At 71.1% G+C, this 19,130-nt stretch carries 13 protein-coding genes and 1 pseudogene; 5 read left to right on the top strand and 9 right to left on the bottom strand.

Going from position 1 to position 19,130, the window contains the following annotated elements:
- Position 1 precedes the first annotated feature (1 nt).
- From ACZ7OY_RS13765 to ACZ7OY_RS13755, 3 genes are read right to left on the bottom strand one after another with little or no spacing between them, the layout of a single operon-like run.
- The gene (locus ACZ7OY_RS13765) at positions 2–913 is read right to left on the bottom strand and encodes an ABC transporter ATP-binding protein (RefSeq protein WP_351604071.1); all 912 of its coding nucleotides are present in this window, start codon (positions 911–913) and stop codon (positions 2–4) included.
- The gene (locus tag ACZ7OY_RS13760) at positions 910–1,821 is read right to left on the bottom strand and encodes an ABC transporter permease subunit (protein WP_384725505.1); all 912 of its coding nucleotides are present in this window, start codon (positions 1,819–1,821) and stop codon (positions 910–912) included. The genes ACZ7OY_RS13765 and ACZ7OY_RS13760 overlap by 4 nt, the downstream gene beginning before the upstream one ends.
- A complete protein-coding gene (locus ACZ7OY_RS13755; protein ID WP_471911684.1) occupies positions 1,811–2,785 on the bottom strand; it encodes an ABC transporter ATP-binding protein in 975 nt (324 codons plus the stop codon). The genes ACZ7OY_RS13760 and ACZ7OY_RS13755 overlap by 11 nt, the downstream gene beginning before the upstream one ends.
- Before the next feature lie 292 nt (positions 2,786–3,077).
- Between ACZ7OY_RS13755 and ACZ7OY_RS13750 the strand changes: the two are divergent.
- The 4 genes and pseudogenes from ACZ7OY_RS13750 to ACZ7OY_RS13735 form a co-directional block, all read left to right on the top strand.
- Positions 3,078–4,004: pseudogene (locus tag ACZ7OY_RS13750) on the top strand (alpha/beta fold hydrolase); the annotation flags it as partial.
- 279 nt (positions 4,005–4,283) lie between these two features.
- Entirely contained in the window at positions 4,284–4,832 is a 549-nt protein-coding gene (locus ACZ7OY_RS13745) for an RNA 2'-phosphotransferase (protein WP_471911565.1), read from the top strand.
- Between the two features lie 81 nt (positions 4,833–4,913).
- Positions 4,914–5,816: an LLM class flavin-dependent oxidoreductase gene (locus ACZ7OY_RS13740; RefSeq protein ID WP_471911564.1), complete on the top strand. Its 903-nt coding sequence runs from the start codon at positions 4,914–4,916 to the stop codon at positions 5,814–5,816.
- Positions 5,817–5,873: 57 nt separating this feature from the next.
- Positions 5,874–6,761 (top strand): HAD family hydrolase, encoded by an 888-nt coding sequence (locus ACZ7OY_RS13735; protein WP_471911563.1) that lies wholly within the window; start codon positions 5,874–5,876, stop codon positions 6,759–6,761.
- On the opposite strand, the gene ACZ7OY_RS13730 is transcribed toward ACZ7OY_RS13735, so the two are convergent.
- The 6 genes from ACZ7OY_RS13730 to hisC all read right to left on the bottom strand — a co-directional run bounded on the left by ACZ7OY_RS13730 (position 6,758) and on the right by hisC (position 17,264).
- Positions 6,758–7,804 carry a M23 family metallopeptidase gene (locus ACZ7OY_RS13730; RefSeq protein WP_471911562.1) on the bottom strand — a complete coding sequence of 349 codons (1,047 nt, stop codon included), beginning with the start codon at positions 7,802–7,804 and terminating at the stop codon, positions 6,758–6,760. The two genes, ACZ7OY_RS13735 and ACZ7OY_RS13730, sit on opposite strands and share 4 nt — an antisense overlap.
- Before the next feature lie 199 nt (positions 7,805–8,003).
- Positions 8,004–9,677, bottom strand: coding sequence for a sensor histidine kinase (locus tag ACZ7OY_RS13725; RefSeq protein ID WP_471911561.1), 1,674 nt, complete (start codon positions 9,675–9,677; stop codon positions 8,004–8,006).
- An 82-nt stretch (positions 9,678–9,759) separates the two neighbouring features.
- Entirely contained in the window at positions 9,760–13,266 is a 3,507-nt protein-coding gene (gene cydD, locus ACZ7OY_RS13720) for a thiol reductant ABC exporter subunit CydD (RefSeq protein WP_471911560.1), read from the bottom strand.
- A 52-nt stretch (positions 13,267–13,318) separates the two neighbouring features.
- Positions 13,319–14,323 (bottom strand): cytochrome d ubiquinol oxidase subunit II, encoded by a 1,005-nt coding sequence (gene cydB, locus ACZ7OY_RS13715; RefSeq protein WP_471911559.1) that lies wholly within the window; start codon positions 14,321–14,323, stop codon positions 13,319–13,321.
- A 20-nt stretch (positions 14,324–14,343) separates the two neighbouring features.
- Positions 14,344–15,852: a cytochrome ubiquinol oxidase subunit I gene (locus ACZ7OY_RS13710; RefSeq protein ID WP_471911558.1), complete on the bottom strand. Its 1,509-nt coding sequence runs from the start codon at positions 15,850–15,852 to the stop codon at positions 14,344–14,346.
- A gap of 332 nt (positions 15,853–16,184) precedes the next feature.
- On the bottom strand, positions 16,185–17,264 hold the full coding sequence (gene hisC / locus ACZ7OY_RS13705) for a histidinol-phosphate transaminase (protein WP_384727121.1): 1,080 nt from the start codon (positions 17,262–17,264) through the stop codon (positions 16,185–16,187).
- Positions 17,265–17,698: 434 nt separating this feature from the next.
- Between hisC and ACZ7OY_RS13700 the strand changes: the two genes are divergently transcribed.
- Entirely contained in the window at positions 17,699–18,811 is a 1,113-nt protein-coding gene (locus ACZ7OY_RS13700; protein ID WP_351622842.1) for a LacI family DNA-binding transcriptional regulator, read from the top strand.
- The last annotated feature ends 319 nt before the right edge of the window (positions 18,812–19,130 follow it).

Below are 19,130 nucleotides of genomic sequence, written 5' to 3'. Positions count from 1 at the left end.
CCTACGCCGCGACGAGATACGAGAAGACGGACTCGAGGGACTCGTCGGACGGCGAGACCGTGAGCAGCCGGATGCCGTGCTCCCTGGCCACCCGGGGCAGCAGGGCCGTGAACCGGCCGAAGTCGACGGCCTGGACGCGCAGTGCGCCCTCGGCGAGATCGACCTCGATGCCGGACGTCGACGGGTCGGCGATCAGCGCGGCCGCGAGGGCGCGGTCGTCGCTGGAGCGCACCAGATAGCGGTGCGGGCGGTCGGTCATCAGGCGGCGGATGCGGCGGAAGTCGCCGCTCGCCGCGTGCCGGCCGGCCACGATCACCTCGATGTGCCGGGCGAGCTGCTCGACCTCCTCCAGGATGTGGGAGGAGAACAGCACGGTGCGTCCCTCGTCGCCCATGCGCCGCAGCAGGTCCATGAGCTGCATGCGCTGGCGCGGGTCCATGCCGTTGAACGGCTCGTCGAGCAGGAGCAGGGACGGCTCGTGGACCAGCGCGGAGGCCATCTTCACGCGCTGGCGCATGCCCTTGGAGTAGGTGGAGATCTTCCGGTCCTGGGCGTACTCCATCTCGACGGTGGCCAGCGCCTTGCGGGCCGCCTTGTCGCCCAGTCCGTGCAGTTCGGCGTTGGCGACGACGAACTCGCGCCCGGTGAGGAAGTCGTACATCGCCTCGCGTTCGGGGACGATGCCGATCTGCCGGTAGATCTGCTCGTTGCGCCACACCGGCCGGCCGTCGAGGGTGACGGACCCGGTGGAGGGGGCGAGGAAGCCGCCCATCATGTTGATGAGGGTGGACTTCCCGGCGCCGTTGGGGCCGAGCAGACCCGTGACGCCGGGACCGATGGTCATGGTGATGTCGTTGACGGCGACCACGTTGCCGAACCAGCGGGAGACGTGGTCGATGCTGAGCGTGGTCACAGTCCGGCCTTTCGGTAGCGGCGCATCAGAAGGCCGTAGCAGGCGGCGCTCAGGCCCAGGACGGCGAGGACGTACACCACGCCCTGTGCGTGCGAGGGGCCGACGCCGCCGGGGAACGACGAGGTCGCGCCGAGGAAGGCGGACTGCACTCCGTCGATGAGCGTGATGGGCGAGAACAGGCCGACCCAGGGGATGACGTTCGCGCTGTCCTGGACGTCGGCGATCGCCTGGAGCGTGGAGACCGCCCCGTAGGAGATGGTCAGTACGGCGATGACGGCGGCGATGCCGAACCCGCGGCGCGGGGTCAGGGCGGCGATGACCAGGCCGATACCGGCGAACAGCACCGACAGCAGGGCCACGGCGAGGAGTCCCTGCGCGAATCCCTGGGTCTGATCGCCGAAGTCGAGCTTGGCCAGCAGCGCGCCGACGTACAGCACGAGCAGCGGGGCGGCGGTGAGGGCGAACAGCGCCGAGGCCAGGGCCGCGTACTTCGCGAGGACGTAGTCGGAGGTCTCGATCGGCCGCGAGAAATACAGCGGGACGGTCCTGAAGCGCAGGTCGCGCGAGACGGACTGGGGAGCCTGCGAGGCGACGTACAGGCTGATGACGGCCTGCATGACGATCGCGTAGCGCGTGTAGTCCAGCGGCAGGTCCTTGGCCTTGGTGAAGACGGCGACGGCGACCATGATGGCGGCCGGCACGCACATCACCACGAACAGCAGCATCGGCAGCACCTTGGACTTGACCGAGCGGCCCAGTCCGTACGCGCCGCGCAGGGACTGCGAGTACAGGGAGCGGCGGGCGTAGGCGCGGCCCAGGCGCGGGCCGTCGTAGCCGCGGTAGCCGATGTCGTGGATACGGCTCTGGTCACCCGCCGGGACGGGTGCGACGGGGTGCTCAACCGTCATGGCCGACCGCCTCCTTGCGCTGTGTGTCGCTGTCCGTGTCGTTCTTGAAGACCTCGGAGATGTGGTGTCTGCGCTGTTCCATGCGCACCAGGCCGAGACCGAGGTCGGCGACGACGTCGCGGACCAGGTCGTACGTCTCCTCGCCCTGGGCGGTGAGCAGCAGGACGTGGCCCGCGCCGGGCAGTCCGCCGCTGCCGTCGACGACCTCCGCGCCGCGCGCGTGCAGCGCCTCGCGCACCGCGCGGGTGCCGTCGGGGTGCTCGTCGGTGTCGGTGACCTCGATGGCGAGCGTGGTGGTGGTCTGGGTGAAGTCGGTGGTGGAGCTGGAGCGCAGCAGTTTGCCGCCGTCGATGACGACGACGTGGTCGCAGGTGCGTTCCAGTTCGCCGAGGAGGTGCGAGGTGACCAGGACCGAGATGCCGAAGTCCGTGTGGATACGGCGGATCAGGCCGAGCATGTCGTCGCGGCCGACCGGGTCGAGACCGTTGGTCGGCTCGTCGAGGAAGACCAGCTGCGGGTCGTGGACCAGGGCCTGGGCGAGCTTCACCCGCTGCTTCATGCCGGTCGAGTAGCCGCCGATCGGACGGTAGCGCTCCTCGTACAGACCGACGTGGCGCAGGGTGTCCGCGGTGCGCTCGCGCGCGGCGGTGGGCGGCAGGCCGGACATGCGGGCCATGTGCACGACGAACTCGGTGGCCGAGACGTCGGGCGGCAGGCAGTCGTGCTCCGGCATGTACCCGACGCGTTCGCGGATGGCGGCGCCTTCGGTGGCGACGTCGAGGCCGAACACCTCGGCACGGCCCTCGGTCGCGGGGGACAGACCCAGCAGGATCTTGATCAATGTGGACTTGCCGGCTCCATTGGCTCCGACGAGCCCGGTCACACCGGGGCCGACGTCCACGGAGAGCCGGTCAAGCGCGGTCACCCGGGGGAACCGCTTGCTCAGGCTTTCGGTCGCGATCACAGTCACGTCGTCGACGGTAGTGACGCGTACCACGCGGGTCGTCACCCCGCAGAGCTGTCTTGATGTCGGTCTGGAGTCGTACGGGAGTCTCAGGGTCACCCTGAGGTCGCCCCCCGCCCGCCCGGCCGGATCCCTTCCCCGGGCGGGCCGGACCATCCGCCTCCCTCCCTATTGACGATTTCTCTAACAACTGCGAGATTCGCCGGTGCAGCACCTTCCGGCTGGACGACGATCTACCGCGCATGCGGCGCGGGGCGAAGGACAGGTGACGCGGGTGGCTCGGGCGACACGGGTGACGACGCTGAAGGACGCGCGGGAGCGCCGGGTGCGGACCGGCGGGGTCGAGTTGTGCGTGGCCGAGCTGGGCGACGCCGGGCGGCCGACGGTGGTCCTGGTGCACGGCTATCCGGACAGCAAGGAGGTCTGGTCGGAGGTCGCAGTGGGGCTCGCCGACCGCTTCCACGTGGTCCTGTACGACGTCCGGGGCCACGGCCGCTCCACGGCTCCGCGCCCGCTGCGCGGGGGCTTCACCCTGGAGAAGCTGACGGACGACTTCCTGGCGGTCGTGGACGCGGTCAGCCCGGACCGGCCGGTGCACCTGGTCGGGCACGACTGGGGGTCGGTGCAGGCCTGGGAGTTCGCCACGGTCGGCCGCACCGAGGGCCGGATCGCGTCCTTCACCTCGATGTCCGGGCCGTCGCTCGACCACTTCGGGCACTGGATCAGGTCGCGGGTGAAGCGGCCTACACCCCGCCGGCTGGGCCAGCTCCTCGGCCAGGGCGCCAGGTCCTGGTACGTGTACCTGCTGCACACACCCGTGCTGCCGGAGATGGCCTGGCGCGGACCGCTCGGCAGACGCTGGCCGGCGCTCCTGCGCCGCCTGGAGAAGGTCCCGGCGGGCGACTACCCGACCTCGTCACTGCCCTCGGACGCCGCACACGGCGCCTGGCTGTACCGGGACAACGTCCGGGCCAGGCTGCGCAGACCCCGCCCGGACGCCCGCGCGCACGCGCCCGTGCAACTCGTGACGCCGCTCGGGGACGTGTTCCTGTCGCAACGGCTCTACGACGAACTGGAGCAGTGGGCACCACGGCTGACCCGGCGCACCCTCCCCGCGGGGCACTGGATCCCCCGCACCCGGCCCGATCAGCTCGTCGCCTGGATCGCCGAGTTCGCGACCGATGCGGAGAGGGGCGCCCGGGACATTGCGGGTACGGGCCCGGGTCCGGGTGAAGCCGCCGGTCCGACCGCCGCGGGCTGACAGCCTGCGCGCCTGCCTGCGCGCCTGCCTGCCTGCCTGCCTGCCGGGTCCGGACACCTCGGGTCGGGTGGCCTCAAGTCGCCCCGCAGCAGTCGATCTTGACGAAACCGCCTGAATCGACAAGCAGTTGTCCACAGATCGCTCAATTCATCTGTGGATAACTAGAGTTGGCTGTGGACCAAACATCCACGGCAAAACAAAGTGCGTGATCCGCGTCTCTCCCGCCATGCTGTCGGGATGGACGAAAGACGCACCGTGAAGGTGTCCAAGTACCTCTCGAAACACTTGCGCCATCAGCCCGAGCGCATCGGCCTGACCCTCGACGACGGAGGCTGGGTCGAGATCGAGGCGCTGATGGCAGCGGCCTCCGCCCACGGATTCCGCTTCACCCGGGACGAGCTGGACCATGTGGTCGCCGAGAACGACAAGAAGCGCTTCGCGGTCGAGGGCACCCGGATCCGGGCCAGCCAGGGCCACAGCGTCGAGGTCGACCTCGGACTGCCGCCGACACCCCCGCCGCCGTACCTCTTCCACGGAACCGTGGCCGGCCGTCTGGACGCGATCCGCACCGAGGGTCTGCGGCCCATGAACCGGCACGACGTGCACCTCTCCGCCGACCGCGAGACGGCGACCCGCGTCGGCGCCCGCCACGGACGGCCCGTCGTGCTCTCCGTGGACGCCGCCGCGATGCACCGCGACGGCCATGTCTTCCAGGTCAGTGCGAACGGAGTGTGGCTCACGAAAGCCGTACCCCCGCAGTATCTGCGGTTTCCCCAGCCGCACTGAAGACGTGACCGCGCGCCAACGGCCCGGATGCGTGCGGTGACCGTTTCACGTGAAACGCAGACAGACGCTTACGCTCCATCCATGAGTCTGCGCCTGAGCACCGTGATCCTTCCGTACCTCCGCTGGCACGAAGGCGGCCGTACGGCATGGACCCGCGCCGAGGACCTCGGTTTCCACACCGCGTACACCTACGACCACCTGTCCTGGCGCACCTTCCGGGACGGCCCCTGGTTCGGTGCGATCCCGACGCTGACCGCTGCCGCGGCCGTGACCGAACGACTGCGTCTGGGCACCCTGGTGACCTCGCCGAACTTCCGGCACCCGGTGACCCTCGCGAAGGACCTCATCTCCCTGGACGACGTCTCCGGCGGCCGGGTCACCCTCGGCATCGGCGCGGGCGGCACCGGCTTCGACGCCACCGCCCTCGGGCAGGAGCCCTGGACCCCGCGTGAGCGTGCCGACCGGCTGGCCGAGTTCGTCCCCCTGCTCGACCGGCTCCTGACCGAGGACTCGGTGTCGTACGAGGGCGACTTCTACTCGGCGCACGAAGCGCGCAACATCCCCGGATGCGTACAGCGCCCGCGGCTGCCCTTCGCCGTGGCCGCCACGGGCCCGCGCGGACTGAAGCTCGCCGCGCAGTACGGGCAGGCGTGGGTGACCACCGGCGACCCCAAGCTGTACGAGAACGGCACCCCCGAGGAGTCGCTTCGCGCCCTCGGCGGCCAGGCCGGGAAGCTGGCCGACGCCTGCGCCGAGCTCGGCCGGGACGTGAACGAGCTGGACAAGATCCTGCTCACCGGCTTCACCCCGGACCGCGGCCGTCCGCTGGAGTCGCTCGACGCGTTCGTGGACTTCGCCGGCCGGCATCAGGAGCTGGGCTTCACCGAGCTGGTCTTCCACTGGCCCATCCCCGAATCGGACTTCGCCGCGGACATGAAGGTCTTCGAACGGATCGCCATGGAAGCCCCGGCTCAGTTGGGCTGACCTCCGGCACCGGGTCGTCCATGTCTCACCGGTACACACCGGCATGCCTGCGTGGGCATGCGCGAGAATGACCGGGTGACCTCAGCGACCAGAGCATCCGCGACCCAGGCCGCCGCCGTTCCCCCACGGCTGATCGCCACCGATCTCGACGGCACCCTGCTGCGCGACGACAAGTCGGTGTCGCCGCGCACGGTCGCCGCCCTCGCCGCCGCCGAGGAGGCGGGGATCGAGGTCTTCTTCGTCACCGGCCGCCCGGCCCGCTGGATGGACGTCGTCAGCGCCCACGTCCACGGGCACGGCCTGGCGATCTGCGGAAACGGCGCCGCCGTGGTCGACCTGCACGGCGGCCCCGGCGCGCACCGGTTCGTGAAGGTGCGGGAGCTGGCCCGGCAGAACGCGCTGGACGCCGTACAGCTCCTGCGCGACGCGGCCCCCGGCACGGTGGTCGCCGTCGAGCAGACCTACGGCTTCTTCCAGGAGCCCGCCTATCCGAAGCTGCACATGGAGATCCCCGACCATCTCGCCCCGGCCGAGGACCTGCTGGCGCCCGACGGCCCCTGTGCCGGCGAGCCGGTGCTGAAGATCCTCGCCTACCACCCCGACCTCGACCCCGACGACTTCCTCGACGTCGGCCGTCTCGCGATCGGCACCCGCGCCAGCGTCACCCGCTCCAGCCCGAGCGCCCTGCTGGAGATCAGCGGCCACGGCGTCTCCAAGGCCAGCACCCTCGCGTTGTGCTGTGCCGAGCGCGGTATCTCCCCCGAGGAGGTCGTCGCCTTCGGGGACATGCCCAACGACGTCGAGATGCTGACCTGGGCGGGCCGGTCGTACGCCATGGGCAACGCCCACCCGGACGTGGTCGCCGCGGCCTCCGGACGGACGGTCGCCAACAACGAAGACGGAGTGGCGGTCGTGATCGAACGGATTCTGGCGGAACGGTTCTAGGGCCGGTCCTCCGGCTGTCCCACCGGTACCCCGAGGCCAGCGAGCCAGGGCACGGGGTCCAGTGCCGAGTCCGGCTCCGCACCGGCCCGCACCTCGAAGTGCAGGTGCGGGCCGGTGGAGTTGCCGGTGGTGCCCGACTGACCGATCCACCGGCCGGCCGTCACCCGGTCGCCCGGTTCGACACAGACAGCGGCCAGATGGGCGTACAAGGTGCGGTAGCCGCCGTCGTGGCGGACGACGACCTGGATGCCGAAGGCACCCCCGCAGGCGACCTTCACCACCCGGCCCGCGCCGACGGCCCGGACCGGGGTGCCGATCGGCACGGCGAAGTCCTGCCCGGTGTGCCGGTGCGCCCATCGCTCGCCCCGGCTGCCGAAGCCCGCGGACAGCCCGTACTCCTCCACGGGCGCCACCCACGCGCTCGTGACGCTCTTCGACGGCCGGCCGAGCCGGACAGTGGCGCCACAGCTGCCCGCGGCGACCGAGGCGGCGGCCTGCGCCTGCAACCGCTCCCGGGCCTCGTCCAGCTTCGCCCCGATGCTCCTGCGCACCTCGGCCAGCACGCGGTTGCGCTTCTGCGCCAGCCGCCAGCGCGCGGTGGCCTTCGCCTGCTCGGCCACCAGCCGTGCCTCGGCCCGGCGGCTCCTTGCGATCCCGTCGTCGACGGCCCGCTCCGCCCCTGCGAGCCGCGCGGCCGCTCCCGGGACTGCGGCGCCCCGGGGGATTCCGCCGTCCCGGGAGCGGGCGGTCCGGCCCCGGTCCTGACGCAGGGCGGCACCTGACCGGCGTTCGCGGTCCAGGAGCCGCCCGGCCCGCCGCACCCCGGCCAGCAGCTCCTCGGCCTCGTGCCGCCCCGCCTCGTACTGCCGCGCCACCACCGCGTCCGCCTGGTACAGCCGCACCACCTCCGCGCCTGCACCCGAACCCTGGACGCCCTGTCCCTCCCCGGCGTCCCCGCCGGCTCCCGTGGAGTGCGCCACGAACACCGCCAGTGCGCACAGCAGCACCGGAACCAGCAGCGGGCGACGGCGAACTGAGTGCATGTCAGTGATCATCACCGGGTCGAGGGTGCCCGGTCCTGTTCAAGTCGTCCGCACGGGGGACCCGTCACCCCGGACGGCCCAGCACGGACGGCCCGGTACGGACAGCCCAGCACGGACAGCCCAGCACGGACGGCCCGGTACGGACAGCCCGGTACGGACAGCCCGGTACGGACGGCCCGGTACGGACGGCCCAGCGGGCTCAGTACGGTGCCTCCCACACCAGCGTCGTGCCACGGCCGCCGGGCCCGATGCCCGGCCCGTACCGGCTGCCGCCGCCGAGCGACTCGGCGCGCCGCGCGAGATTGCGCAGACCGCTGCGCCGGCCTCCCTCGGGGATTCCGACACCGTCGTCCGCGACCGTCAACCGCACGCCGGGCCGGCCGTCCGGCAGGATCGCCGTCGCGTCGACCACGACATCGATCCGGGCGGCCTCCGCGTGCCGGAAGGCGTTGGAGAGCGCCTCCCGCAGCGCGGCGACGAGGTTCGTCGCGGTGAGGTCGCCGACCAGACCGTCGACCTCACCGACGAATCGATGCGCAGGCCTGAAGCCGAGCGGTACGGCGGCCGTGTTGATCTCGCGCAGCATGCGCGTGCGCAGCGACGCGGCCGTGCCGAGGTCCTGCCGGAGCGCGAAGACCACGCTGCGGATCTCCTGGATGGTGACGTCGAGCTCGACGGCGGCCCTGTCGACCCGCTCCCGCACCTCGGGCACGACCGACCCGCGCCGCGCGCGCTCCAGCATCGTCCCCGCCGCGAACAGCCGCTGGACGACGACATCGTGCAGGCCGCGGGCGATGCGCTCACGGTCCTCGTACACCGCGAGCCGCTCCCGGTCGCGCTGTGCCTCCGCCATCATCAGGGCCAGCGCGGCCTGCGCGGCGAACTGCGCCGCGAGGGTGCGCTCGCTCCGCGTGAACGGCCGCTCCCCGCGGGGACGTGGTGTGACGAGGGCGCCCAGAACGCGCCCGTCGCTCTTCAGGGGCAGCATCATCGTCGGCCCGTAGCCGTGCATGAACCCGGTGGACAGACGTGGGTCGGTGGCCGCGTCGTCGGCGAAGACCGGCCGCCCGTCGAGAAGTTCGGCGACGACCCGGTTCTCCGGCGGGACGACCACCCCCAGCAGGGCAGACGGCGGACGGGAGGCCACGGCGACGATCTCCAGGCCGCCTTCGTCGGCGGGCAGCAGCACCGCGCCGACGGCCGATCCGGACAGCCGGCAGGCCTGTTCGGCGACGACCTGGAGGGCGTCGTCGGCGTCACCGCCGGACAGCAGGGCGGTGGTGACGGCGACCGAACCGTCGATCCAGCGCTCACGCTGCTGAGCGGCCTCGTACAGGCGGGCGTTGCCCACCGCGATGCCCGCCTCCATGGCCAGCACCCGGACCACGTCGAGGTCGTGGTCGTGGAAGGGGCCGCCATCGCGCTTCTCGGTCAGATAGAGATTGCCGAAGACGGCGTCGTGAACGCGGATGGGGACCCCGAGGAAGCTGCGCATCGACGGATGGTGCGCGGGAAAACCGCAGGACCGCGGGTCCTTGGCAAGGTCCGCGAGCCGGACCGGCTCCGGGTCGCGGATCAGCGCACCCAGCAGCCCCCTGCGCCCGTCGGGCCGCCGTCCGATCCGGCGGGCGGTCGCCTCGTCGATCCCGTGGTGCACGAAGTCGGAGAGTCCCTCACCGTCCTCGGCGATGACACCGATGGCCGCGTACCGGGCTCCGGTCAGGTCGGCCGCCGTCTCACAGATGCGGTCCAGGGTGGAGTGCAGCTCCAGGCCCCTGCCGACGGACCGCATGGCCTCCAGCAGCCGCAGGACCCGTCCCGCCGGTTCGGCCGACGGCTCCGACCGGGGTTCGCGGGACGAGACCGTGGACATGCCCCGAGCCTAATGAGTCCCGTTTTGCGCCGAAAGTCGAGAGCGTCGGCCGGTCATCGCGCGGCGGCCTGCGGTCAGCCGGTCACCCCGCCGCCACCAGGAGCTCCGACTCCGCCTCCCGCCGCACCATCCTGCGCAGCGGCCCGGCCGTGGCCGCCAGTTCCGCATAGGTCCCGCGCTGCACCACACGCCCCTCGTCCAGTACGAGCACCTCGTCCACGGCTTCGAGACCGGCCAGCCGATGAGTGATCAACAGGGTCGTACGGCCCTCGGTGGCGGCCAGCAGATCGGCGGTGAGCGCGTCGGCCGTCGCCAGGTCGAGGTGCTCGGCGGGCTCGTCGAGCACGAGCACGGGGAAGTCGGCGAGGAGCGCCCGGGCCAGCGCGAGCCGCTGCCGCTGCCCGCCGGACAGCCGGGCCCCGTGTTCGCCGATCAGCGTGTCCAGGCCGTCGGGCAGGCTGTCCGCCCAGTCCCACAGCCGGGCTCGCACGAGCGCGTCCCGCAGGTCGTCCTCGGTCGCATCCTTCTTGGCGAGGAGCAGGTTCTCGCGCACCGAGCTGTCGAAGAGGTGCGCGTCCTGAGCGCACAGTCCGACCTGCCGCCGTACGTCGTCGCCGTCCAGGGCCTGCGCGTCCACACCCGCCAGCGTGTACGAGCCCGCGTCCGCGTCCAGGAAGCGCAGCAGCACCTGCGCGAGCGTCGTCTTGCCGGATCCGGACGGCCCGACCACGGCGATCCGGCGCCCCTGCGCCAGCGTGAGGTCGACCCCGCGGACCGCGTCCCGGTCCTGTCCGGCGTGCCGGGCGCACAGTCCCTTCACGACGACCGGGAACGGCGACGCCGGTGCCTGCCGGGGCCGTTGCGGCTCGCGAACGGGCTCGGGGGCGTCGAGCACCTCGTACACACGCTGTGCGCTCCTGCGGACGCGCTGTCGGGACTGTGCCGCGAGCGGCAGTCCGAGGACGGCCTCGAAGGCGGCCAGCGGTGTCAGGACGACGACGGCCATCGCCACCCCGTCCAGCCGCCCGGCGGCGACGGCCTGGGCGCCCACGGCGGCGCCGGCGGTCACGGTCAGGCCGCAGAGCAGCGCGGTCAGTCCGTCGCCGAGCGCGGTGGCGGCCGCGGCCCGCGAGGCGATCCGGGTGAGTGTCCTGTCGGCCGCGCGGACCTCCTCGGCGCGCACGGGCAGGGCTCCGGCGACGGTGATCTCCGCGGTGCCGGTGAGCAGGTCGGCCACCCGGGTGGCGAGCACGCCGCGGGCGGGGGCGAGGCGGTGTTCCGCACGCCGGGCCACGGCAGCGGTCACCAGCGGCACCCCGGCCCCGGCCGCGAGCAGTCCGGCCGCGAGCACGGCGCCCGCCTCGGGCAGCAGCCAGGCCGTGAACGCGACGCACCCGGCGAAGACGAGCACGGCGGCTCCGGCCGGCAGCAGCCAGCGCAGCCAGTAGTCCTGAAGGGCGTCGACATCGGCCACGAGCCGCGCGAGCAGGTCGCCCCGGCGGGTCCGGCGCAGCCCGGCGGGCGCCAGCCGCTCCAGCCGCCGGTACACGGCGACCCGGGTGTCGGCCAGCATCCGCAGCACGGCATCGTGCGACACCAGCCGCTCGGCATAGCGGAAGACGGCCCGCCCGATCCCGAAAGCCCGGGTCGCCGTCACCGCCACCATCAGATACAGCACGGGCGGCTGCTGCGAGGCCCGCGAGATGAGCCACCCGGAGGTGGCCATCAGCCCGACGGCGCTGCCGAGCGCGAGACCGCCGAGCAACAGCGCCAGGACGAGCCGCCCCCGCCGGGCACCGGCCATGGCACGCACCCGGGCCAGGGTGCCCCGGGTGCTCGTCGTGGTGTGCGCCGAGGCGTCGTCGGCGGCGACGGACGTCTCCCCGGTCACCGTCTCGGCAGGACGGGCCGGAGCGCTCGCGGCCACGGCCGCCTCGGCAACGGCCGCCTCGGCCGGCTCCAGCCGCACCACCCGGTCCGCCACCGCCAGCAGTGCCGGCCGGTGCACCACGAGGAGCACGGTCCGCCCCACCGCCAGCCGCCGCACCGCCTCGACGACCTCGGCCTCCGTGGCGCCGTCGAGCGCCGCCGTCGGCTCGTCGAGCAGCAGCACGGGCCGGTCCGCGAGGAACGCGCGGGCCAGCGCGAGCCGCTGCCGCTGTCCGGCGGACAGACCCGCGCCGTCCTCACCGAGCACGGTGGCGGTCCCGGCCGGAAGGGCGTCGACGAATTCCAGGGCTCCCGCGTCCCGCAGCGCCCGGCGTACCGCCTCGTCGTCCGCTGCGGGGCGGGCCAGCCGTACGTTCTCCGCGATCGTCCCGGCGTACAGATGCGGCCGCTGCGGCACCCAGGCGATCCGGGACCGCCACTGTGCGAGGTCGAGGCCGGCCAGGTCGGCCCCACCGACCAGGATCCGTCCCTCGGCCGGGTCCGCGAAGCCCAGCAGGGCATGGAGCAGCGTCGACTTGCCCGCACCGCTCGGCCCCACGAGTGCGACCGTCTCCCCGGCCTGCACGGCGAAGGAGGCTCCGGTCACGGCGTCCACGGAGCGTCCGGGATACCTGACCGTCACTCCCTCGAAGGCCACACCTCCCGTCGGCACGGCGGCCGTTCCCGTCGCCGGCACAGGAGTCTCCAGCACGGCGAAGATCTCCTCGGCCGCCGCGAGCCCCTCCGCCGCCGCGTGGTACTGCGCCCCCACCTGGCGCAGCGGCAGATACGCCTCGGGGGCGAGCACGAGGATGACCAGACCGATGTACAGGTCCATCTCGCCGTGGACGAGCCGCATACCGATCGTCACGGCGACCAGGGCCACCGAGAGCGTCGAGAGCAGTTCCAGCGCGAACGAGGAGAGGAAGGCGATCCGCAGGGTGCGCATGGTCGCCTGGCGGTATTCGCCGGTGATACGCCGGATCGAGTCGGCCTGCGCCTTGGCACGCCCGAACACCTTCAGCGTCGGCAGCCCCGCGACCACGTCGAGGAAGTGCCCCGAGAGCCGGGACAGCAGCCGCCACTGCCGGTCCATCCGGGACTGGGTGGCCCAGCCGATCAGCATCATGAACAGGGGGATGAGCGGCAGCGTGCCGACGATGATGGCGGCGGAGACCCAGTCCTCGGTGACGATCCGCGCGAGCACGGCCACCGGTACGACGACGGCAAGACCCAGCTGCGGCAGACAGCGGGCGAAGTAGTCGTCGAGGGCGTCGACTCCCCGGGTGGCGAGGGCGACCAGCGATCCGGTGCGCTGACCGCTCAGCCATCCCGGACCGAGTGCTGCCGCCCGCTCCAGCAACCGCATCCGCAGTTCCGACTTCACGGCCGCGCTCGCACGGTGGGCCGCCAGTTCGGTGAGCCAGGCGACCAAGGCACGCCCGCCCGCGACGGCTGCCAACAGCATCAGGGGAGTGCCGAGTTCACCGATCGTCAGCCCGTGCTGGAACGCGCCGACCACCACCTCGGCGATGAGCATCGCCTGGGCGATGACCAGTCCCGCCCCGAGGGCTCCCAGGCCGACGACAGCCATCAGGAAGAGGCGTGTGGCACGGGCGTAACGCAGAAGGCGTGGATCGATCGGTTTCACGTGAAACATGCCCTTCGGACCAGAAGGGTGCGTTTCACGTGAAACACACCCCTGATCGGACTCAGTGCGCGGCTTCGGCGAGGTGCTGCGTGCCGATCCGCTTGCGGAACACCCAGTAGGTCCAACCCTGGTAGAGCAGGACGATCGGCGTGGCGATCGCCGCGCACCACGTCATGATCTTCAGGGTGTACGGGCTCGACGAGGCGTTGGTGACCGTGAGGCTCCAGTCCGCGTTGAGCGAGGACGGCATGACGTCCGGGAAGAGCGACAGGAACAGCATGGCCACGGCGGCCACGACGGTGAGACCGGAGAAGGCGAACGACCAGCCCTCACGCCCCATCTGGTTCGCCGCGAGAGCCGCCACGAGGGCCACCACGGCCACGACCAGGGCCACCAGGCTCTTGCCGTCCCCGCTGTCGACCTGCGTCCACAGCAGGAAGACCAGCGCCAGCACGGCGGTCACCAGACCGACCACGAGCGCGCGCTTCCGCGCCCGCTCCCGGATGTCCCCGACGGTCTTGAGCGCGGTGAACACCGCCCCGTGGAAGGTGAACAGCGTCAGCGTCACCAGGCCGCCGAGGATGGCGTACGGGTTGAGCAGATCCCAGAAGTTGCCGACGTACTCGAAGCTCTGGTCGATCTTCACACCCCGCACGATGTTGCCGAAGGCCACACCCCACAGGAACGCCGGGATCAGGGAGGTCCAGAAGATCGCCGTCTCCCAGTTGCGCTGCCAGTTCTCCTCCGGCCGCTTGGCCCGGTACTCGAAGGCGACACCCCGGACGATGAGACAGACCAGAATGATCAGCAGCGGCAGGTAGAAGCCGGAGAACAACGTGGCGTACCACTCGGGGAACGCGGCGAAGGTCGCGCCGCCCGCCGTCAGCAGCCACACCTCGTTGCCGTCCCAGACGGGCCCGATGGTGTTGATCAGCACCCGCCGCTCCGGGCGGTCCCGGGCGAGCAGCTTGGTGAGGATGCCCACTCCGAAGTCGAAGCCCTCCAGGAAGAAGTAGCCGGTCCACAGGACGGCGATCAGAACGAACCAGACGTCGTGCAGTTCCATGACTGTGCAGCTCCCTCGGCCTAGTAGGAGAAGGCCATCGGCTTGTCGGCGTCACGGGGGTCGCCGCCGATCTTCGTGGGCGGGTTGAGGTCGTCCTCGGTGAGCTCCGGCGGGCCTGCCTTGATGTACTTCACCAGCAACTTGACCTCGACGACGGCGAGGACGGCGTACAGCGCGGTGAAGACGATCATCGAGGTGAGGACCTCACCCTGGGAGACGCCGGGGGAGACCGCCTGCCGGGTCTGGAGCACGCCGTAGACGACCCACGGCTGACGGCCCATCTCGGTGAAGATCCAGCCCCAGGAGTTGGCGATCAGCGGGAAGCCCAGGGTCCAGATCGCCACGAGCCAGTAGAGCTTGCCGAGTTTCGGGCTGAGCGCCTTGTTCTTGAAGAGCACCAGGTGCGGCACCTCGTCCTCGCCGACCCTGAGGTGCTGGGCCAGCATGAACTTCTTGCGGGTCAGCCAGAGTCCGACCAGCCCGATGGCGAAGGACGCCATGCCGAAGCCGATCATCCAGCGGAACGCCCAGAAGGTGACGGGGATGATGGGCCGGTAGTCGCCGGGGCCGTACTTCTGCTGCTCGGCCTTGTTGGTGTCGTTGATGCCGGGGACGTACGAGCTGAAGTCGTCGTCGGCGAGGAAGGACAGTATCCCCGGGACGGACAACTCGACGGTGTTGTGGCCCTTGCTGACGTCGCCGTAGGCGAAGACCGAGAACGGCGCGGAGTCCTGGCCGTCCCAGAGCGCCTCGGCGGCGGCCATCTTCATCGGCTGCTGCTTGAACATGACCTTGCCGAGGGTGTCACCGCTGATCGCGGTGAGCAGGCCGGCGATGACCACGGTGACAAGACCCAGCCGCAGCGAGGTCTTCATCACGGGGATGTGCTTCTTGCGGAACAGGTGGAAGGCGGCGATGCCGACCATGAAAGCGCCGCCGGTCAGGAAGGAGGCGGCGAGCGTGTGGAACGCCTGGGCGAGTGCGGTGTTCTGGGTCAGCACGTGCCAGAAGTCGGTGAGTTCGGCACGTCCCTTCACCTTGTTGATCCGGTAGCCGACGGGGTGCTGCATCCACGAGTTGGCCGCGAGGATGAAGTACGCCGACAGGACCGTGCCGATGGAGACCATCCAGATGCAGGCCAGGTGGATCTTCTTGGGCAGTCTGTCCCAGCCGAAGATCCACAGACCGATGAAGGTGGACTCGAAGAAGAAGGCGATCAGCGCCTCGAAGGCCAGCGGAGCACCGAAGATGTCGCCGACGAAGCGCGAGTAGTCCGACCAGTTCATGCCGAACTGGAACTCCTGCACGATGCCGGTGACGACACCCATCGCGATGTTGATCAGGAAGAGCTTGCCCCAGAACTTCGTCGCCCTGAGGTACTTCTCGTTCTCGGTGCGCACCCAGGCGGTCTGAAGGCCGGCGACGAGGGCGGCGAGCGAGATCGTCAGGGGGACGAACAGGAAGTGGTAGACGGTGGTGATGCCGAACTGCCAGCGCGCCAGTGTCTCTGGCGCCAGAGCCAATTCCACGTCGTCAGTCTCCTTACCTCGCCGCAGCAACAGCGGCAGTTTGCCCCATTTATCACACAGATCAGCGGAGCAATCGGGACACGTTTGTGAACGCGTTCACATTCACAAGCAAGTATGGCGCATACCCGTTCGACGCCTGAGGGCCGGGGGTCCCTTAAGAAGGTTTGACCGGCCAGACCCTCCGGGGCCGTTCGACCCCACCAGGGAGCACTACGACGTGAGGGGCGTCTGTTCCACGTGGAACAGACGCCCCTCACTCAAGGCTGTCGCCGCTGGGCCGCTGGGCCGCTGGGCCGCTGGGCCGCTGGGCCGCTGGGCCGCTGGGCCGAGCCCTACAGGTCCCTGCGGAATCCTTCCGCCACCTTCAGGAAGATGTCGTTCGCCTCGTTCTCCCCGATCGTCACCCGCACGCCCTCGCCGGCGAACGGCCGCACCACGACGCCCGCCTGCTCGCACACCGCCGCGAAGTCGACCGTGCGCTCGCCCAGCCGCAGCCACACGAAGTTGGCCTGGGTCTCGGGCACCGTCCAGCCCTGGGCACGCAGCGCGTCGACCACACGCGTGCGCTCGCACACCAGGGAGCCGACCCGTCCGAGCAATTCGTCCTCGGCGTTCAACGAGGCGACCGCCGCGTCCTGCGCGAGCTGGCTCACCCCGAACGGGACCGCCGTCTTGCGCAGCGCCGCGGCGACCGGCTCATGGGCGATGGCGAAACCGACGCGCAGGCCGGCGAGGCCGTACGCCTTGGAGAACGTACGCAGCACACAGACGTTCGGACGGTCGCGGTACAGCTCCACCCCGTCCGGCACCTCGGTGTCGCGGATGAACTCCCGGTACGCCTCGTCGAGCACCACCAGCACATCGCCGGGCACCCGGTCCAGGAAGCGTTCCAGCTCGGCCCGGCGCACCACCGTGCCCGTCGGGTTGTTGGGGTTGCAGACGAAGATCAGCCGGGTGCGGTCGGTGATCGCGTCCGCCATCGCGTCCAGGTCGTGCACATCGCCCGGCGTCAGCGGGACCTGCACCGACGTGGCACCGCTGACCTGCGTGATGATCGGGTACGCCTCGAAGGACCGCCAGGCGTAGATCACCTCGTCGCCCGGTCCCGAGGTCGCCTGGATCAGCTGCTGGGCGACGCCGACGGAACCGGTACCGGTCGCCAGGTGGGAGACCGGGACGCCGAAGCGGTCGGCCAGCTCGTTCATCAGGGCCGTGCACGCCATGTCCGGGTAGCGGTTGAAGGCGGAGGCCGCGGCCGTCACGCTCTCCATCACACCGGGCAGCGGCGGGTACGGGTTCTCGTTGGAGGACAACTTGTACGCCACCGGGCCGTCGGCCACGGCGGGCTTGCCCGGCTTGTAGGTGGGGATCCCCTCCAGCTCGGCGCGCAGCTTGGGGCTCGTCTCGCTCACCGCAGTCCTCCTTGTGACCACCACCGCTTCCAATACTTCTCACCTTATGAGGATTCGGCGCGGCTGCGCACGGGTGAGGCCCGGCCTCTTCGCCGCCGGGGCTGTCGGACGGGGCGAGCTCCTGCGTCACGGCAGTATCAGAGGCATCACCGGACCGAGGTTCACACTCCAGGGGGGCGTGTCGTACATATATCTACGCGCCGGTGGCTCACGCCGTGGCGCGCATCCCTCGTGAAGGTGAGTTGAGACCTCTTCGAGACATCGGACACTTGGCAGGTCGACGCTCCCCGGCAAGTCACGTACAGGCACTGAATCGATCAACTGACTTGTTTTCTAAGGCAGTTACCTGCTTTTGACCATGCAGAAACGTGCCTGTCAACGCGTGCATATGCGCCCGCCCTACCCCACCGCATGAGCCCTACTATCGGCTCGCCATGACAGCAGCAGGGAAGCACCAGGTGAGCCGCGCGGAAACCTCACGCCGAGGCAGCCGGCCGGGCCGGGCGGGCATCAGGGATGTGGCCGCCGCCGCCGGGGTCTCCATCACGACCGTCTCCGATGCCCTCAACGGCAAGGGCAGGCTCCCCGACGCCACCCGACGCCATGTCCGCGAAGTCGCCGACCGACTGGGCTACCGCCCTTCGGCCGCGGCCCGAACCCTCCGTACCGGCAAGTCGGGTCTCATCGGTCTGACGGTGACGACGTACGGGGATGAACCTTTCACCTTCACGGAGTTCGCGTACTTCGCGGAGATGGCCAGAGCCGCGACCTCCGCCGCGCTCGCCCGCGGCTACGCCCTCGTCATCCTGCCGGCGACCTCGCGCCACGACGTGTGGTCGAACGTCGCCCTGGACGGCACGGTCGTCATCGACCCCTCGGACCAGGATCCGGTGGTCAGCGAACTGGTCCGCCAGGGGCTGCCGGTCGTCTCCGACGGCCGCCCGGCCGGCTCCCTGCCGGTCACCGCCTGGGTCGACAACGACCACGAAGCCGCCGTCCTCGGCATCCTCGACCACCTGGCCGAGGCCGGCGCCCGACGGATCGGCCTGCTCACGGGAACGACGACGGACACCTACACCCGTCTGTCCACCACCGCCTACCTGCGCTGGTGCGAGCGCGTCGGCCAGGACCCGGTGTACGAGGCGTACCCCGCGCACGATCCGTGCGCGGGAGCCGTCGCCGCCGACCGGCTGCTCGCCCGCCCGGACCGCCCCGACGCGGTCTACGGCCTGTTCGACCCCAACGGCACCGACCTGCTGGCCGCCGCCCGCCGCTACGGGCTGCGCGTCCCGGACGACCTGCTGCTGGTCTGTTGCAGCGAGTCCACCGTGTACGCCAACACCGAGCCGCCCATCACCACGCTCTCGCTGAAACCCCGCCGGATCGGCACCGCGGTGGTCCAGCTGCTCATCGACGCCATCGAGGGTGTGGAGTCGGACCTGCCGGTCGAACAGGTGATACCCACCGAGCTGATCGTGCGTACCTCCTCCCAGCGGCGCCCGCCACGCACCACGGTCAGTCCGCCGAGGACTCCCGACCGGAGATAGCGGGCGCCCACGGGGCGGGCCGGGGCCGTCGGGGCGCCCCGGCCGCACGACGCCGCCGTGCGGCCCGCACAGGGGACGGGCCGCGCAGGAGGCGGACCGCGCAGGGGAGCGGCCCGGACCCGGGACCGGCTGCGGCGGCAGGGCCGGCCGCGGTCGCCGCCCGGCCACGGCGCGGCGGGCGAAGGCACCGGCCCGCTCCCCCGGCGCGACGCGTGAACCCGTCCCCGTCCCCGGCCGGGGGAAGCGGAAGAAGAACCTGTTGACGGCTGTGCCCCGGCAACAGTCAGCCGGGAACGACCTCCCCCTGGTCGGCAGAGCC

Source organism: Streptomyces sp. NPDC107559 (assembly GCF_055657365.1).
Note: the sequence above shows the minus strand (reverse complement) of the source record. Positions and strands in the feature narration are given on the sequence as shown.

Excerpts from the sequence above, each read along its gene's own strand:
- ACZ7OY_RS13700 (WP_351622842.1), top strand. The coding sequence starts at position 17,699 with ATGACAGCAGCAGGGAAGCACCAGGTGAGCCGCGCGGAAACCTCACGC.
- ACZ7OY_RS13760 (WP_384725505.1), bottom strand. The coding sequence starts at position 1,821 with ATGACGGTTGAGCACCCCGTCGCACCCGTCCCGGCGGGTGACCAGAGC.
- ACZ7OY_RS13745 (WP_471911565.1), top strand. The coding sequence starts at position 4,284 with ATGGACGAAAGACGCACCGTGAAGGTGTCCAAGTACCTCTCGAAACAC.
- cydD (WP_471911560.1), bottom strand. The coding sequence starts at position 13,266 with ATGTTTCACGTGAAACCGATCGATCCACGCCTTCTGCGTTACGCCCGT.
- ACZ7OY_RS13725 (WP_471911561.1), bottom strand. The coding sequence starts at position 9,677 with ATGTCCACGGTCTCGTCCCGCGAACCCCGGTCGGAGCCGTCGGCCGAA.
- ACZ7OY_RS13730 (WP_471911562.1), bottom strand. The coding sequence starts at position 7,804 with ATGCACTCAGTTCGCCGTCGCCCGCTGCTGGTTCCGGTGCTGCTGTGC.
- ACZ7OY_RS13740 (WP_471911564.1), top strand. The coding sequence starts at position 4,914 with ATGAGTCTGCGCCTGAGCACCGTGATCCTTCCGTACCTCCGCTGGCAC.
- ACZ7OY_RS13735 (WP_471911563.1), top strand. The coding sequence starts at position 5,874 with ATGCGCGAGAATGACCGGGTGACCTCAGCGACCAGAGCATCCGCGACC.
- cydB (WP_471911559.1), bottom strand. The coding sequence starts at position 14,323 with ATGGAACTGCACGACGTCTGGTTCGTTCTGATCGCCGTCCTGTGGACC.